Genomic DNA, 15,980 nt, shown 5'->3' with positions numbered 1-15,980 from the left:
AGAGGGAATTAAAACGACATTAAAATGAGATTAAAATCAGGTATAATCAGGTATGATCAGATATACTTGGGGTAGGCTAATGATTACTTCCGTACCTTCGTTTATCCTCGAATCAACTGAGATAGCCCCTTTGTGCAGCTTCAAGATGCGTTCTGCCAAGGGCAGGCCGATGCCGTGCCCAGTAATACTTCGCACATTTTCGGCCCGAAAAAAAGGAACAAACACATGCTTTAGATCATCCGGTGCGATGCCGAGCCCCCGATCGCGCACCTGTAGCATTACTTCGTTTTTGCGGACAACGATACGGCCCACCACGGCTTGCTCGTTCGGGGAGAACTTAATGGCATTTTCAAGTACATTCACAACGGCCACGAGCAACAACGCTTCGTTTCCGCGCACCACCAGGCGGTCCTCCTCCTCCGGGAAGTTTGCAAAGTCAATATCGATGCGGGCCTTCGGCTGGCGCTTCAGCACCTGGTCACGGGCCATCCACACCAGCTCGTCGAAGCGCAGGGTGGTCAGTTTTATCTTGGATGGGTCGAGGCTGGCTTGCGCTATTTGCAGCAGGCCGTTTGAAAGCTCCGTCAGCATCCGCGCCTCTTCCAGGGCACTTTGCAGCACTCTGTGGTACTCTGTCGCCTCACGCGGCTTCATCAGGGCCACCTCCAGCTCGCCGATCATGGCAGTAAGGGGCGTACGCAGCTCATGGGAGGCATTCGAAACAAAGGTGCTCTGCATTTCGAACGCCAGCTCCAAGCGGTCGAGCATGCGGTTAAATGTTTGGGCCAGGTGCGATATTTCATCTTTCCCGTCCGCATCGCTTAGGCGCAGGTGCAGGTCGCTGGCACTGATTTTCTGCACCTCGCTGATTACCTTTATAATCGGGCGCATAGCCTGTTTCGAGAAAATCCAGCCAGCTACAAGCACCACGGCCATGGAGCCGAAAAAGCCCACCAACAGCAGGATCTCCAGGTGGTGCAGTTTCCTAAGGCTATAGGCGTCTATAGAGGAGGCCAGAATGATATAGTCGCCCTGGTTATCCTGGTAATACATGCCCACTACCTGCCGCACGCCCTCCTCATACTTCAGCACCCCCTCCTGCCGGATCTTCTCTGCCCTTGCTGGGGTAAAGCCAAGGTCTCCCTCGCCCTCCGAGAAAATAGCATCCCCGTCCGCGTTTATAATCCGCACCGACTCAAACGGAAGCTCCTGGAAATAACTTATCTGGTTGCGCCGTTGCTGCAGCTTGTCCACTTCATCGGCCTCCAGTATATGGCGCGCCAGTATCAGGGCGCGGCGGGAAATGCGCCTGTAAAAATCATCCTGTCGGTAAATAGAGGTGAAATAGTATACCACCAGTGAGAAAAGGAGCAGAATCAGCGCAAAGATGCTGGCAAACTGAAGGGTGAGCCTGGTACGGATTTTCATAGGTTCTCCTGCTCTTTTAGCACATAGCCCATGCCCACCAGCGTATGTATCAGCTTGTTACTGTGGTCTTTGTCTATTTTTTTCCGCAAGAAGTTAATGTACACATCAATCACGTTGCTGCCCGTGTCGAATGAGGTTTCCCATACTTGCTCTGTTATATCCACCCTGGAAACAACCCTACCCTGGTTACGCAGCAAGTAGTAGAGCAGGGAAAACTCGCGTGCCGTTAGGTTGATGAGCTTACCGGCCCGTGTAACGGCTTTTTTGGCTACATCCAACTCCAGGTCGGCAATGGTTAGCTTTTCGCTGGTGCCTGTATCTGTGTTGCGCCGGGACAAGGCGCGGACACGGGCGAGCATTTCTTTGAACTCGAAGGGCTTGGTCAGGTAATCGTCAGCACCGGCATCGAGCCCCACTATTTTGTCGTCGGTCGTGCCGAGGGCCGTCAGCATAAGTATGGCCACATTGGTATCATGGAGCCTGATCTGCCTGCAGGCGTCCAGCCCATTCATGCCGGGAAGTATAATATCGAGGATAATGAGGTCATACTCATTCTGCAGCGCCAGTTTCACCCCCATCGTGCCATCGTAGGCCTGGTCTACGTCGTAGGTTTGCTCCTCCAGCCCTTTCTTAATGAAGGAGGCTACCTTCGGTTCATCTTCAACTAACAGAATCTTCATAGGCTGTGGGATATACTTTGTATTTTGCAGTTGGCTGCCGCACCCTGCAAAGGTACAACCTGCTCCTGAATCAGCAAGCCGGCCCGATAGGCATCTAAGCTAATTGATTTCCGTTTCATAAACTATGGCACACAACCACGATCATGCAGGCGGCCACGGACATCACCACCACGGCGCCGGCAGCAACATCAAAGTAGCTTTTTTCCTGAACCTGGGCTTTACGGTGCTCGAGATTTTCGGCGGGCTCTGGATCAACAGCGTGGCCATTCTTTCGGACGCCCTGCACGACCTGGGTGATTCCCTATCGCTGGGACTGGCCTGGTACTTCGAAAAAGTTGCCAAGCGGGGGCGCAACGAGAAGTATACGTTCGGCTACAAAAGGTTCTCGCTGCTGGGAGCCGTCATCAACTCAGTTATCCTGCTGGTTGGTTCCTTCTTTATACTTTGGGAGGCGGTACCCCGCATCTGGGACCCGCAGGAGGTAAACGCACCCGGTATGATGGCCTTTGCCGTGATAGGCATATTGGTGAACGGTGCTGCCGTTCTTCGCCTGAAAAGCGGCGATTCGCTTAATGAGCGCGCCGTAAGGCTGCACTTGCTCGAGGATGTATTGGGCTGGGTCGCGGTACTGGTTGGCGGTATTGTCATGTATTTTTATGATGTACCGTTCCTGGACCCGCTGCTTTCTGTCATTATTACCCTGTACGTGCTGTACAATGTTATCGGCAACCTGCGCGACACATCCAAGATCCTGCTGCAGGCTTCCCCACCGCACATCAAGCCCGACGATGTAGCCGCAAAACTAAAGAGCGTGGAAGAAATAAAATCACTGCACGACCTGCACATCTGGACGCTGGACGGAAGCTACAATGTGCTCACGATGCACGCCGTGGTAGCGCCAAACCTACCAGCGCAACAGGCACAGGACCTTAAAAAGCGTGTCAGGAGCCTGATGGCTGACATGGACATACAGCACGTGACACTGGAACTGGAAGCACCAGGCGAAGAGTGCAGCCACCAAAGTGCCATCTAACGCATTAGTTTTGATTTAGAAGCACTGCTTCGCGTACGAGATCTGCAAAGTAAGCCTCATCAATATCTTCGAGGGTGCGAATTTTAACATGCGGGTTCTGGCCGTTCCGGCTTACCAGGCGGCGCTGCGGATCTGCAAGTTCTTTGCCTCTGAAAAAACCGAAGTGAATGCCGCTGCGGGAGGATGCAAAGTAGCAGACCGGGCCGTAAAAGAAGTAACAGGCGCAATCCCAGCGCACACATTCTTCCAGGTGTGCTACGGAGGAGTTGATGATCCGGCGGACCTCCTGTGCCAGCAAGCGCTTCTCAGGAGATAAAGTTTCGACGTACTCGTCTACTTGGTTGGTTGTTGTTTTGCTTCTCATAAGGGGTTTAGATGTGTGTAACGTGGAAACACATAAACACATAAATATACTATATTTTTAATATACGTTAAAAACGCATCTTCTGTTGTGGCTACCGCTTACTTTAAATAAGATAATCAAAATGAAAGATAATCACATTTTGCTAAAGTAGCTGAAAAAGACGGTGTTCGAGTTCCTCCAACTGTACAAATCCGGCAGTTAACTGCTGAGGCCCCTCTTTTGTTTTCAGAAAAAGACTGGGGTACGTATTTGCCCCAAGGCTATCCACGAAGGCAAATTCGTTTTCAAGCTGACTCTGAATCTCCTCAGACTCGAAAAGCGTCAGGAACAGGTTTTCTGAGATGCCGAACATTCCCACCAACTGCACTAAAACCGCTGTATTTTTCAAGTCCAGGTTGTCAACAAAAAAAGCAGAGTGCATGGCCCGCAACACCTCCAGCGTAAGCACAGGCCTTAGCAGCCGCACGCAAAGCAGCGCACGGCAGGCGGGCTCAGTGTTGAACACAAAATCGCGACGGGTGAAAAAATTAAAGTCGAAGGGAAGCGTTATTTGCTCCTGCACCCGATGCCAGCTTATGGCCAACTGCTCTTTCTGCCGGGGCAGCAGCGGCTGGGAAGCATGGGCCTGCAGGTCGCCCAACAGTACCTGCACCTGCAAACGGCTCTGCCAGATGGCCCGCAGTCGGCGAATGACAGGCGTAGTGCCATAGCACCATGCGCACATGGGGTTTGTAACATAGAGGAGGGTTATCTTTTCGGGTTGCTGGGCCATTTAATTTCTAAATTTCACCTAATCAGTTTACCGCAATCAACTGGCAGAGGTTTAACTTTGCACCTGAATTAAAGTAGCCTGAAGAAGGGCGCTGGTGGAGTTTACAGGAGTATGTGTTAACTGCCTTATCTCTTCAGCACTTTAAAGTATAGCGCTCAGGTTTCTCAGCCATAAATCATTTTCACTGTCATGCCGCCATCGATCGTGAGTGTTTGGCCGGTGATAAAGCCTGCTTTGTCGGAGCAGAGAAAGAGGGCAGCCTCCGCAATATCCTCGGGCATGCCGATACGCCCCACCGGGTGCTGGGCCTTGTCCTCCTTGGAGTGGTGCGGCTCATAACGCTCGCTTTGCTTCTGCCACTCCCCCACCTCAATCCAGCCGGGAGCCACTGCGTTCACCCGCACCCGCTCCTCCGTCAGGCTTACCGCCAGCGAATGCGTAAGTGCCTCCAACCCACCTTTAGAAGCCGAGTAGGGAAAAGTGTTCGGCTCAGACATAAAGGCGCGTGTGCTCGAAATGTTAAGTATGGCCGGGTGTTCAGCCTTCGCCAGCAGCGGCAGCGCATACTTGGCGCAGAGCAGCGGGCCGCGCAGGTTCACCGCCAACACCCTGTCAAACACAGCCATATCCATCTCCTGCAGCGGGCCCACAAACGGATCGGCAATTCCCGCATTGTTGATGAGGGTATCTAACTGCTTATACTTTTCCCCTACTTGCTGCAGCAGTGCTTTTACCTCCTGCTCCTGGCTCACGTCGCAATGTATAAATATTACTTTTTGGCCCTCCTGCTCCAGCCGCTGCACCGCCTCCTGCCCTGCCTCTTCGTCTTTGTCGGTGATAACCGTGTTGGCGCCCGCCTTTGCAAAAGCCAGTGCCATCCCCAGCCCGATACCCTGTGCCCCGCCCGTAATCAGAACATTCTTGTTGGTGTAGTAAGTGTTACTCATCATCCGTGATTGGTTTTGCTAGCTTTTACCCATGGCAGATAAAAGGGTTGCGGGTATTCGGGACCCTGAATCGGTGGCAGACAAACGCATGCCTGCTGATCGGGGTTTCGCACCAGCAGAAAGTAAAGGTCAAATGGACCCATCTTTCAGGTTTTGTGCCGCTGCTTAACCTGTACAATCCCGCTGTAGCAGGCTTGCTCCTCAAAACATATCAGAACATCAACAGTTTATGCTACGTTAGCCAAACTTAAACAAGCACAACCCAAATTCTATGAAAACACGAACATACGCTACACTTACATACTTCTGCCGCCATGCTTTGGGAGCAGTGGCCTTTGTGTTGCTGACCGGACAGGCTTTCGCACAAAAATCAACTGTTAAGACCGATGCCGGCGACATAAAGGTAGAAACACTGGCCGAGAACCTGAACCGTCCGTGGGGCATGGCGTTTCTGCCTGACAACCGTTTGCTGGTGACTGAACGCTCCGGCACACTCCGAATCCTGGACCAGAACAACAAGCTTTCCGCACCAATCAAAGGTACGCCAGAAGTCTTTGCCAAAGGACAAGGCGGTATGCTGGATGTTGCCCTTGATCCTGATTTTAAGCAAAATAAACTGGTATACCTGTCGTTTGCCGACCCCGGGGAGAACGGCACCGCCTCTACCGCTGTAGGCCGTGGCAGGCTGGAGGGCAATGAGCTCAAAGACTTTAAAATGCTTTTTCAGCAGAAGCCACAAATAGAAGGGCCAAACCATTTTGGAGGCCGCATTGCCTTCACTCCTGAGGGCCATCTTATACTTACCACCGGCGAGCGTTTTCAGTTCGACCCTGCGCAGGACCTTTCCAACCACCTGGGCACTGTTATTCGCCTGAACCGCGATGGCTCCGTGCCGAAGGATAATCCTTTTGTAGGGAAAGCGAATGCGCGTGACGAGATATGGTCGTATGGCCACCGAAACATTGAAAGCGCCGCCATCGACCCGGCCACAGGCAAACTTTGGATTGTTGAGATGGGCCCGATGGGGGGCGATGAGTTAAACCAGCCGAAAGCTGGTAAGAATTACGGCTGGCCGGTGGTAAGCTGGGGCGACAACTATGATGGCTCTAAAATACCGCGACCAAATACACGACCTGAGTTCGCTGATGCAGCTATCCACTGGACGCCTACCATCTCCCCTTCCGGCATGGTGTTTTATACAGCCAACATGTTTCCGGAATGGAAGGGAACCGCGCTGATCGGCGGCCTTACGAGCACCGGGCTGGTGCGGGTAAAAGTAAACGGGGAGAAGGCCGAGGAGGTAGAGCGAATACCATTAGTGGTGCGTGTAAGGGATGTGGAGCAGGCACCAGACGGTTCTATCTATGTGCTAACAGACCAGAGCAACGGAAAGGTACTCCGGCTGAAGCCTTTAAAGTAAGTTTGTAGTCGATTACCGAGCACCATATTCGTATGTTGTGCAACAAATAAAAATCAAAGCATGAATGGCAGAAACTGTTACAGCGGTTCCTGCCATTCATGCTTTTGGGGTGGTACATTGTCATTTTTTTTTGCTGTGTGCCCACAATACCTGACGAGATCATAATCCCGGGCCCCAGTTTCACGTTAAATACCACACGTTTTAACCTTAACAAGTTGAAGGCTTATGAGCACCCTACCTGTCAACTGGCTTACCGAAGGACTCCTTGACTTTGAGTACAAGAAGTACCTGCTGCTGGCTTACCTGAAAGCCGCCAGAAACGAATTCAACAAGCAGCGCCTCTATCCTGTTTTCTCCGACCTGATCATGCATTACCGCAACCTGCAGCAGGTAAAGGCGCACAAGCAACTGGTATATGAGTCATTCCCGAAGCGCATCAGCCGTGCTGACTTTGAGAAGCTGGAACTGGTATATGAAAAGATTGTGAACGACGACGAGACGATGCAGCAGATAGAAGAAATTATTCAGTACGCCACGCCGCTTTTCACCGAGACGCTGGAAGAGGGAAAGGAGCTGTACAGTTTCGTGGAACGCCACCTGGAGATAAGTCCGGTTGGCATTACGCCGATGTACCACAACGAAGGGTATCTTTTCCTGGATGCATTCCCGGGTAAGGAAACGCACGTGTACGTGTATAACATTACTGTTTTCGAAAACACCTACGAGAAGTATAGGGGCATCAACACAAAACACCTGCAGACCGTGCGCCGGGGCCTTGCCCAAACCCATGAGCAACTGAAAGTGCAGCTGCTCCGGGAACGGCAGGAGCTGCCGAACCCAGCCGCTTTCGTGGCAATAGCCAAAGTGCCCATGCCGCTGGAGCAGGCCCTGCTGCCCATTGCCAAGCGCTCCCTTGTGAAGTATGTAACGGGTTTGGCTGCGTGAGGTGTGACTGCAGGATCCAACAGTCACTAACTCCTCCTTTTCCTAGAGGAGAGTCTGTAGCTGCTGTTGCTGAAGTATAAGCTTTATGGTTTCGGCTAAAACAGGGAACCCACCCCTAACCCCTTTGAGGAGAAAAATTTACCTCACCCCTGCCCTCTCCTAAAAACAGGAGAGGGAGTAGCGGTACTGCTTTTACTCAGGTACAAGCTCTGTAGCCGATGGTATTCCCCGAACAGGTCGCGACCTGTCCCTACAATTCCTGTAATTGAAGGAGAGCAAAGGCAGCGGCTAGTTGAACTGTTTCAGTCCTTGGGTTGAGCGCCCCAAGGTAGGAGGTGAAACATAAGTATCAGGGAACCGGAGGGTAAACGGCAACTAGAAAAAATAGCTTGGTTCAAGTTGCGAAAAGCGGAGGTAGTCAAAGGCACAAGCGGACGCTTGCGCCAGGGAATGCAACAAGTACAGCTGCAGCTATGCAAGTATGGCTTTTCAGGCCAATCGAGCTACAAACTGAACCTCATTTGTAGGCCGCGAGTTAAAAACTCGCGCCAGCAGGACATTTGACACTTCTAAAACACCCCCGTCGGACACTTATGAAATCCGTACCCTGATGTTGCCCAGTATCCTAACGTCAACATTAATTCTCTAATATTTACCTCATAAAATTTATACATCCCGGAAAAAACCGTATTTTTGCCGGTAGTAAACCAATGGACGTCACGTCTGTAAAATTTATAAAGAAGAGGCGAGAGACTAGGCTCTATGACCCTCTGGCAACCTCCAAAGTGGTAAGGTGCCAATTCCTATCCCGGTCAGGCCGGGGCATATAAATTACAAAAGCAATGCAAACCTATTACAACACATCAGCAAGCAGTAAAGCAAGCAATGGCACCTCCCCCACTGCTTACGCAACCTTTGTATCTACCAGTGCACAGGGTAAACTGAATTGTTGTTGCTGTTGTCCGTGTTAATCTGGCACTTCCCAAACACACTTTCGGTATAACAGGCAGCTAAAACCATCGCGCCTTTTTCCCTGCTTAGGCAGCCGCCGCCATTTGGCATGGTTGTGGTGCAGCACCGAAAACCCAAGTACCTGTTTTAGTTTTCAAGAGATTATACGATATCCTATGGATTTATCACAAGGATTGCTGGCGAAGCTCGATAGCCTGCGCAACGCCCTCGCCGAACTTCCGGCGGAAGAGGGACTGCGCATCCTGGCACAGGAGTTTGAGGGCAGTATTGCTTTTTCCTCCAGTTTGGGCGTGGAAGACCAGCTCATCACGCACTTTATTTTCGAGAATGATTTGCCGGTGCGCGTTTTCACGCTGGATACGGGGCGCCTCTTTAACGAGGCCTATACCCTGCTGCACAAAACGAACAACCACTACGGCAAAAAGATAGAAGTATACTTCCCCAAGCACGAGGCCGTGGAGCAGCTCGTGAACGAGAAAGGGCCGATGAGCTTCTACAACTCCATCGACGATCGCAAACAGTGCTGCTACATCCGCAAAGTGGAGCCGCTGAACCGGGCCCTGGAAGGCGTGCAGATTTGGGTAACCGGCATCCGCGCCGACCAATCAGGAGCCCGGCAGGACCTGCAGCTGCTGGAGTGGGACGAGGCGCACCAACTCATTAAGTATAACCCACTGCTGCACTATACTCTGGATGACGTGTGGGCGGCCATCAAAGCGCTTAACATTCCTTACAACCCGCTGCACGACAAGGGCTTTGTAAGTATAGGCTGCGCCCCTTGTACCCGTGCCATTGCTGAAGGCGAGGATTTCCGCGCCGGCCGCTGGTGGTGGGAGGATAACTCCAAAAAGGAATGCGGCCTGCACGCGCGATAATATAATTATGAATTATAAATTATGAATTATAAATGTGGTTTGTGCGATACTCTTCGAGGGTCTCAATTCAAAATTAAGCATTCATAATTCAAAATTAGATACGAAGTATGACTAAGAGATACCTGGATTACCTTGACCAGCTGGAAGCGGAGGCAATTCACATCATGCGCGAGGTTGCGGGGCAGTTTGAGAAGCCGGCCCTGCTCTTTTCGGGCGGCAAAGATTCTATCACGCTGGTGCGTTTGGCCGAGAAAGCGTTTCGACCCGGTAAGTTCCCGTTCCCGCTGGTGCACATCGATACAGGCCACAACTTCCCGGAGGCCATCCGCTACCGCGATGAACTGGCTGAGCGACTGGGCGAGAAGCTGATTGTGCGCAACGTGGAAGACACGATCAAACGCAAAAGCCTTTCGGAGCCGAAGGGACGTTATGCCAGCCGCAACGGACTGCAAACGCATACCTTACTGGAAACGATTGAGGAGTTTGGATTTGATGCCTGCATCGGTGGTGCCCGACGCGACGAAGAGAAAGCCCGTGCCAAGGAACGCATCTTTTCGGTGCGTGATGAATTTGGCCAGTGGGACCCGAAGCGCCAGCGCCCCGAGCTTTGGAACATCTACAACGGCCACATCAACAAAGGTGAAAATGTGCGCGTGTTCCCGATCTCCAACTGGACAGAACTGGACGTGTGGAACTACATCAAACGAGAGGAAATAGCCCTGCCAAACATTTACTACACGCACGAGCGCGAGTGCCTGGTGCGGGATGGCAAGCTGATGGCCTGGTCTGATTTTATTTACCAGGAGCCGGACGATATCGTTGTGAAGCGGCAGGTACGATTCCGCACGGTGGGCGACATGACCTGTACGGCTGCGGTAGAATCAATTGCCCATGACATTGACGGCGTGATTGCCGAGATTCTGGAGTCTAAAATTAGTGAGCGTGGCGCCACCCGCATCGACGACAAGCTGTCGGAGACGGCGATGGAAGACCGTAAGAAAGGAGGATACTTTTAATGGATATACTACGATTTATCACCGCCGGCAGCGTAGACGACGGCAAGAGCACTCTGATCGGTCGCCTGCTCTACGACACGAAGCAGATTTTTGCCGACCAGTTGGAAGCCATTGAAAGCTCCGGCCGCGTGAACGAGGACGGACAGATTGACCTGTCGCTGCTCACAGATGGTTTGAAAGCCGAACGCGAGCAGGGCATTACGATTGATGTGGCGTACAAGTACTTCTCCACAGAGAAGCGCAAGTTCATCATTGCCGATGCGCCGGGCCACATCCAGTATACCCGCAACATGGTAACGGGTGCGTCAAACTCTAACTTGTCGATTATACTCGTGGATGCCCGCAAAGGCGTGCAGGAGCAGACGCGCCGCCACTCGATCATTTCCTCCCTGCTGGGCATTCCGCACCTGGTGATCTGTATCAACAAGATGGACCTGGTGGGCTATGATGAGCAGGTATACAACGAGATTGTGGCCGATTACCAGCAGTTTGCCCGTAAGCTGAACGCCAAAGACATCACCTTCATACCTGTCAGTGCGCTGAAAGGCGACAACATTGTAGAGGGATCGGACTTCTCGATGCCATGGTACCAGGGGCCGAGCCTGCTGGAGCACCTGGAGCAGGTGCCAGTTTCGCAGGACTTCAACCTGGAAGATGCGCGCTTTCCGGTGCAGTACGTGATTCGTCCGCTTACTGCCGAACACCACGATTACCGCGGTTATGCAGGTAAAGTGATCAGCGGCACGTACAAAGCAGGCGATAAAGTTACCGTGCAGCCATCTGGCCAGACCACTACCGTGAAATCTGTAGAGCTGGGCGGGAAAGTGCTCGAGGAAGCTTTCGCACCGATGTCGGTAGTGTTGCAATTGGCTGATGAGGTAGACATTAGCCGCGGCGACGTGCTGGTAAAAGCCGCCGATAACCTGGAAGTTGCGCAGGAGTTTGAGGCCGTAGTTTGCTGGATGCACAACAAAGCATTGAAGCCCGGTGCTAAACTGCTGCTTCGCCACAACTCCACTGAAACACGCTGTGTGGTGCGACACATCGACTACAAGATCGACATCAACTCGCTTGAGCACCTGGAGGACATTGACCAGGTACAGTTGAATGACATCTGCCGCGTGCAAATTAAAACAGCCACTCCGCTCCTGCTGGACAAGTATGCGAACAACCGCGCCAACGGCGGATTCATACTTGTGGACGACACCTCGTTTGCCACAGTTGGTGCCGGTATGGTAGCTGAAATAGAATTTTAGGTACAGAAATTTCAGATAACAGTGAAGCCGCTGCAGTTTATACTTGCAGCGGCTTCACTGTTTATGACGGAATAGGTTGCAACCTGTCCCTACAAAAATCATTTATTTACTTCACCAACTCATGACTGTAGCTGATGGTGGTGGTTTTGTAAAGTATGGCAGCTACGGAGCAGTACTTGTCCATCGACAGTTGGATGGCCTGTTGCACCTTTGCTTCCTCCAGCTGTCCGCCAAGTATAAAATGAACATGGATCTGCTTGAACAGCGAAGGAACCTGACCTGCTATCCTATCTGCTTTCACATTGATTTTGAAGGAGTCGATCTGCTGGCGTTTCTTCTTTAGAATCTGAATTATGTCGATGGCGCTGCAACCGCCGAGGCCCATCAGCAGCAATTCCATTGGGCGGGCTCCCGCGTTGTGCCCACCGATTTCAGGTGATCCGTCTATATTAATCTCAACTCCTGATGCACCTGTGGCCGCAAAGTGAAAATCCTGGTCTACGCGGGTTAAGTTAACTTCCATGTTGGTTTGATTAGGGTTTCTAAAGTTTCTGTCTACACTTGCTCCAGCGCCTGTGTTATGTCGGCAATAATATCATTGATACCTTCCAGTCCTACCGACACACGCACCAGCCCCGGTGTAATGCCTGTGGCCGCACGCTCTTCTTCTTTTAGTTTGGAATGCGTGGTAGAAGCCGGATGCGTGACAATTGTTCTCGTATCGCCGAGGTTGGCACTGATACTGGCCATCTGCAGGTGATCGATAAAACGCTTGGCTGCATCATAGCCGCCTTTTACTTCCAGCGTCACAATGCCTCCGCCTTGCTTCATCTGCTTTTTGGCCAGCTCATACTGTGGGAAAGAGGGCAGGAACGGATAGTTAACTTTCTCCAACGCTGAATTTCCTTCCAGGGCCTCAGCCAGTTTCAGGGCGTTCTCACTGTGCTTCTCCACCCGCAGTGTCAGCGTCTCCAGGCTCTTCGATAAAATCCAGGCGTTGAACGGCGACATGGCCGGGCCTGTGTGCCGGGCAAAGTAGCGGATCTGCGCCATCAGTTCCTTAGAGCCAACGGCTATTCCACCTAATACCCGCCCCTGACCATCGATATACTTGGTAGCAGAGTGCAGTATCAGATCAGCTCCAAAATCGGCAGGCGTTTGCAGTACGGGTGTGGCAAAACAATTATCCACCAACAGCAGCAGGTTATGCTTCCGCTTCAACGCACCAAGCCATTCCAGGTCGATCAGCTCCAGCCCCGGGTTGGAGGGTGTCTCTATCAATATAAGTTTTGTGGCGGGCGTAATCAGGAGCTCCCATTCCTCCGGCTTACCTGCATCGGCATAACTGTACGAGACACCCCACTTCGGGAAGATATTTGTTAGCAGCTGGTGCGTAGAGCCAAAAACCGAACGGCAGGCCAGCACATGGTCACCGGCCTGTAGCAGCGCTCCCAGGCAACCGAAAATAGCGCCCATACCCGAGGCAAAAGCAAAGCCATCCTCCGCCTTCTCCAGGTAACACATTTTCTGCAGGAGCTCATCTACGTTTGGGTTTGCGTAACGGGAATATACCTGCCCCTGCTCTTCTTCGGCAAACACCGCACGCGCCTGCTCGGCATCTTCAAAGGTAAAGCTGGAGGTTAAGTATAGCGGCACCGAATGCTCCCTGTACTGCGACCGCTCCGCCTGCAGGCGTATCGCCCCGGTTTCATTTTCCATATTCTTATTTTAGACACAAGTATCAGGTATCAAGACAAAAGACTTCCGCTAAGATGCAGTTTATCGTTCTTGATTCCGCTCATATTTAATTTTCAATTTCTATTTCATACTTAAAAAGGCAGCGCCATCATGATCAGCCTTAGGCTCACGATGATCACCACGATGCCTACGATAATCATCATGGTTTTTACCGGCAGCTTACGCGCCAGCCTGGCCCCAATCGGGGCTGAAATGGAGCCGCCAAGTATAAGCCCTACTATCACCTGCCAGTGCGAAATACCTGCAAATGCGACAAAGGTAGCAGAGCTGGCAATGGACACAAAGAACTCCGCCAGGTTGACAGAGCCAATCGTATACATCGGATTACGCCCTTTCGCAATTAGAGTGGACGACACGATCGGGCCCCAGCCGCCACCGCCGATGGCATCTAGGAAACCACCAACTGTTGCCAACATCCCAAGCCGCTTCACCGGCTGCTTTTTCACCTTCTTCTGCAGCACTTTCTTTAAGATCAGGATACCCAGCACCAGCGTGTAAACTGCCACAAGCGGCTTAATAACGTACAGGTATTCTTCAAAGCTGAACAGCAGGTAGGCCCCAACAATAGCCCCCAGCACGCCCGGCAGCACAATATTTTTAAATAGCTTGCTGTTCACGTTTCCGAACTTCAGGTGCATCCAGCCGGATACACCCGAGGTGAAGATCTCCGAGGCGTGCACACTCGCACTGGCCGCCACCGGACTCACCCCGAAACTCAACAGGAAAGTCGTTGCACTCACGCCATAGGCCATGCCCAAAGCCCCATCAATCAGCTGCGCCACAAAACCGGCAAGTATAAATATCAGGATATCCGAATCCACTTGTCCGGCCACATCCATGGCGGCGTTGCCGATGGTTTGCAACGGAATGTAAGTGAACAACAGGTGCCCTGTTACCATCAGGGCAATTGCGGCAAACAGCGTGACCAAAACAGAGGTAAGGTTAACCTTCGACTTCCTTTTCGGCACCGGCGCCACCAGCCCTTCCGTGAGCGCGTTCAGCTGCTTTACCTTCTCTGCAAAATCGCCGTTCAGTTGGGCGCGTATTTTGCCCATCTTGCCCAGTACCTGGTCAATCTCCTCCGGAAAGGCCTCGTTCAGTACCTCCTTTACCCGCTTCGCCACAGTGGGCGACTTGCCATTGGTAGATATGCCAAACTTCAGGCTTCCTTTCTGCACCACCGAGCCCAGGTAAAAATCACACTGCTGCGGCGTATCGGCCACATTGGCCAGTATCTTCCTAGATTTGGCAAGATCCCGGATGGCTTTGTTCAGCACAGGGTCATTGGTAGCAACCAGCACAATGTCAGTATCAACCAAATCATCCTCGTGAAACTCCCGCACGTCCAGCTTTACCGTTGGGTGTTTGGCTGCCAGCGCCCAGATGTCCTCCCGGATCTCCGGAGCTACCAGGCGCACGTGCGCCTGCGGGCTATTGGCAAGTATGGCAGAAAGCTTTTCCAGTCCTACCGCCCCACCGCCAACCACCAGCGTCTGCAATTCCTCGAGTTTCAGAAAAACCGGGAATAGCGGGTTTGCCGCTTCGGCTCCCTCCTTCACTGGGGAAGGCAATGCTATTTGATCTTTTTGGAGATGCTCCATTCTTAATTTGATGCCTTTTTTTATGCTTCCACAAAGGCCAATTCCTGCGGCTGTTGCAGTGACAGGGCATAGCGCAGGGCCGGATGGTAGTTCACCACCTCACCTATCACAATGATGGCCGGAGCTCCTACCTGCTTTGCCTCTACACGCTCCACAATGTTGTGGATGTTGCCCAACGCTATTTTTTCATCTGGCAAAGAGCCATTCTGGATAACGGCTACAGGTGTGTCGGCTTTACCGGCTGCTGCGAAGATTTGTGAAATTTGCGGCAATTTACGCACTCCCATCAAAATTATCACCGTTGCATTGGATTGCGCGGCTAAGTGCACATCCGAGGATATGTCACCAGAACTGGTAGTCCCGGTTATCACCCAGAAGCTTTCGTTCACACCCCGGATCGTGAGTGGAATCTGCTGTAACTCCGGCACCGCGATGGCACTGGATATTCCCGGCACCACCGTTGTCTGAATGTTAAACTTATCAGCATGTGCCAACTCTTCGTAGCCGCGGCCAAACACAAAGGAGTCCCCACCCTTCAAGCGCACCACATGCCCGTGCGAAAAGGCAAAGTCCACAATCAGGTTGTTGATCTCCTCCTGCTTCAGGTAATGCGCCCCAGCTCGTTTGCCTACATAAATTCTAGGCGCATCAGCCGGTGCATGCTGTAACAGTTCCGGATTTACCAGCGCATCATACAACACCACATCCGCCTGTTGCAGCGCTTTCATCCCTTTCAAGGTAATTAAATCTTCATCCCCCGGACCAGCTCCTACCAGGGTTAATTTTGGCAGTATATACTTTGGCGATGCCTGCTGCGCTGCAGCAATATTTCTTGGTTCTTTTCTTCTTGATGCCATCTTAGCTTAATTTTGAATGAGTGAATGACTGAATAATTGAATTTTTATATCTCGCC

15 protein-coding genes and 1 riboswitch are annotated in these 15,980 nt (G+C 52.0%); of the genes, 6 read left to right on the top strand and 9 right to left on the bottom strand.

Translation table 11 applies throughout. From position 1 onward, the window contains the following. Positions 1–36 precede the first annotated feature (36 nt). Both A0W33_RS15090 and A0W33_RS15085 read right to left on the bottom strand, forming a co-directional pair. A complete protein-coding gene (locus A0W33_RS15090; protein WP_068838955.1) occupies positions 37–1,428 on the bottom strand; it encodes a HAMP domain-containing sensor histidine kinase in 1,392 nt (463 codons plus the stop codon). Continuing rightward, positions 1,425–2,108 carry a response regulator transcription factor gene (locus A0W33_RS15085; protein ID WP_068838954.1) on the bottom strand — a complete coding sequence of 228 codons (684 nt, stop codon included), beginning with the start codon at positions 2,106–2,108 and terminating at the stop codon, positions 1,425–1,427. Before A0W33_RS15085 ends, A0W33_RS15090 begins: the two co-directional genes overlap by 4 nt. 124 nt (positions 2,109–2,232) lie before the next feature. Here A0W33_RS15085 and A0W33_RS15080 point away from each other — a divergent pair, with 124 nt between their 5' ends. Then, positions 2,233–3,141 carry a cation diffusion facilitator family transporter gene (locus A0W33_RS15080; RefSeq protein WP_068838953.1) on the top strand — a complete coding sequence of 303 codons (909 nt, stop codon included), beginning with the start codon at positions 2,233–2,235 and terminating at the stop codon, positions 3,139–3,141. Between the two features lie 4 nt (positions 3,142–3,145). Here the strand turns inward: A0W33_RS15080 and A0W33_RS15075 are convergent, their stop codons facing one another. From A0W33_RS15075 to A0W33_RS15065, 3 genes are all read right to left on the bottom strand, one after another. Then, positions 3,146–3,505 (bottom strand): DUF1801 domain-containing protein, encoded by a 360-nt coding sequence (locus A0W33_RS15075; RefSeq protein ID WP_068838952.1) that lies wholly within the window; start codon positions 3,503–3,505, stop codon positions 3,146–3,148. 142 nt (positions 3,506–3,647) lie between these two features. Further along, a complete protein-coding gene (locus A0W33_RS15070; protein WP_229802289.1) occupies positions 3,648–4,229 on the bottom strand; it encodes a DsbA family protein in 582 nt (193 codons plus the stop codon). 212 nt (positions 4,230–4,441) lie between these two features. Next, on the bottom strand, positions 4,442–5,227 hold the full coding sequence (locus A0W33_RS15065; RefSeq protein ID WP_229802290.1) for an SDR family NAD(P)-dependent oxidoreductase: 786 nt from the start codon (positions 5,225–5,227) through the stop codon (positions 4,442–4,444). 268 nt (positions 5,228–5,495) lie between these two features. Here A0W33_RS15065 and A0W33_RS15055 point away from each other — a divergent pair, with 268 nt between their 5' ends. The 5 genes from A0W33_RS15055 to A0W33_RS15035 all read left to right on the top strand — a co-directional run bounded on the left by A0W33_RS15055 (position 5,496) and on the right by A0W33_RS15035 (position 11,708). After that, complete coding sequence (locus A0W33_RS15055; RefSeq protein WP_082815258.1) at positions 5,496–6,644, top strand: PQQ-dependent sugar dehydrogenase; 1,149 nt, start codon at positions 5,496–5,498, stop codon at positions 6,642–6,644. Between the two features lie 225 nt (positions 6,645–6,869). Further along, positions 6,870–7,589, top strand: coding sequence for a hypothetical protein (locus tag A0W33_RS15050; RefSeq protein ID WP_068838949.1), 720 nt, complete (start codon positions 6,870–6,872; stop codon positions 7,587–7,589). A gap of 729 nt (positions 7,590–8,318) precedes the next feature. Continuing rightward, positions 8,319–8,422, top strand: a riboswitch (SAM riboswitch). A 294-nt stretch (positions 8,423–8,716) separates the two neighbouring features. Next, positions 8,717–9,436 (top strand): phosphoadenylyl-sulfate reductase, encoded by a 720-nt coding sequence (locus A0W33_RS15045; RefSeq protein WP_068838948.1) that lies wholly within the window; start codon positions 8,717–8,719, stop codon positions 9,434–9,436. 107 nt (positions 9,437–9,543) lie between these two features. Continuing rightward, entirely contained in the window at positions 9,544–10,452 is a 909-nt protein-coding gene (gene cysD / locus A0W33_RS15040; protein WP_068838947.1) for a sulfate adenylyltransferase subunit CysD, read from the top strand. Then, a complete protein-coding gene (locus tag A0W33_RS15035; protein ID WP_068838946.1) occupies positions 10,452–11,708 on the top strand; it encodes a sulfate adenylyltransferase subunit 1 in 1,257 nt (418 codons plus the stop codon). The genes cysD and A0W33_RS15035 overlap by 1 nt, the downstream gene beginning before the upstream one ends. 106 nt (positions 11,709–11,814) lie before the next feature. On the opposite strand, the gene A0W33_RS15030 is transcribed toward A0W33_RS15035, so the two are convergent. The 4 genes from A0W33_RS15030 to cobA form a co-directional block, all read right to left on the bottom strand. After that, on the bottom strand, positions 11,815–12,231 hold the full coding sequence (locus A0W33_RS15030; protein ID WP_068838945.1) for an OsmC family protein: 417 nt from the start codon (positions 12,229–12,231) through the stop codon (positions 11,815–11,817). A 32-nt stretch (positions 12,232–12,263) separates the two neighbouring features. Then, positions 12,264–13,427 carry a trans-sulfuration enzyme family protein gene (locus tag A0W33_RS15025; RefSeq protein ID WP_068838944.1) on the bottom strand — a complete coding sequence of 388 codons (1,164 nt, stop codon included), beginning with the start codon at positions 13,425–13,427 and terminating at the stop codon, positions 12,264–12,266. Positions 13,428–13,537: 110 nt separating this feature from the next. Next, complete coding sequence (locus tag A0W33_RS21315; RefSeq protein WP_082815257.1) at positions 13,538–15,067, bottom strand: TSUP family transporter; 1,530 nt, start codon at positions 15,065–15,067, stop codon at positions 13,538–13,540. 20 nt (positions 15,068–15,087) lie between these two features. Next, entirely contained in the window at positions 15,088–15,924 is an 837-nt protein-coding gene (cobA, locus tag A0W33_RS15015; protein WP_082815256.1) for a uroporphyrinogen-III C-methyltransferase, read from the bottom strand. Between the last annotated feature and the right edge of the window lie 56 nt (positions 15,925–15,980).

The organism is Pontibacter akesuensis (assembly GCF_001611675.1).
GTDB lineage: Bacteria > Bacteroidota > Bacteroidia > Cytophagales > Hymenobacteraceae > Pontibacter > Pontibacter akesuensis.
The sequence above is the reverse complement of the archived record's forward strand: the minus strand, read 5'-3'. Positions and strand labels throughout refer to the sequence as shown.

Coding starts and splice junctions, on each gene's coding strand:
- A0W33_RS15090 (WP_068838955.1), bottom strand. CDS start 1,428: ATGAAAATCCGTACCAGGCTCACCCTTCAGTTTGCCAGCATCTTTGCG.
- A0W33_RS15085 (WP_068838954.1), bottom strand. CDS start 2,108: ATGAAGATTCTGTTAGTTGAAGATGAACCGAAGGTAGCCTCCTTCATT.
- A0W33_RS15080 (WP_068838953.1), top strand. CDS start 2,233: ATGGCACACAACCACGATCATGCAGGCGGCCACGGACATCACCACCAC.
- A0W33_RS15075 (WP_068838952.1), bottom strand. CDS start 3,505: ATGAGAAGCAAAACAACAACCAACCAAGTAGACGAGTACGTCGAAACT.
- A0W33_RS15070 (WP_229802289.1), bottom strand. CDS start 4,229: ATGTGCGCATGGTGCTATGGCACTACGCCTGTCATTCGCCGACTGCGG.
- A0W33_RS15065 (WP_229802290.1), bottom strand. CDS start 5,227: ATGATGAGTAACACTTACTACACCAACAAGAATGTTCTGATTACGGGC.
- A0W33_RS15055 (WP_082815258.1), top strand. CDS start 5,496: ATGAAAACACGAACATACGCTACACTTACATACTTCTGCCGCCATGCT.
- A0W33_RS15050 (WP_068838949.1), top strand. CDS start 6,870: ATGAGCACCCTACCTGTCAACTGGCTTACCGAAGGACTCCTTGACTTT.
- A0W33_RS15045 (WP_068838948.1), top strand. CDS start 8,717: ATGGATTTATCACAAGGATTGCTGGCGAAGCTCGATAGCCTGCGCAAC.
- cysD (WP_068838947.1), top strand. CDS start 9,544: ATGACTAAGAGATACCTGGATTACCTTGACCAGCTGGAAGCGGAGGCA.
- A0W33_RS15035 (WP_068838946.1), top strand. CDS start 10,452: ATGGATATACTACGATTTATCACCGCCGGCAGCGTAGACGACGGCAAG.
- A0W33_RS15030 (WP_068838945.1), bottom strand. CDS start 12,231: ATGGAAGTTAACTTAACCCGCGTAGACCAGGATTTTCACTTTGCGGCC.
- A0W33_RS15025 (WP_068838944.1), bottom strand. CDS start 13,427: ATGGAAAATGAAACCGGGGCGATACGCCTGCAGGCGGAGCGGTCGCAG.
- A0W33_RS21315 (WP_082815257.1), bottom strand. CDS start 15,067: ATGGAGCATCTCCAAAAAGATCAAATAGCATTGCCTTCCCCAGTGAAG.
- cobA (WP_082815256.1), bottom strand. CDS start 15,924: ATGGCATCAAGAAGAAAAGAACCAAGAAATATTGCTGCAGCGCAGCAG.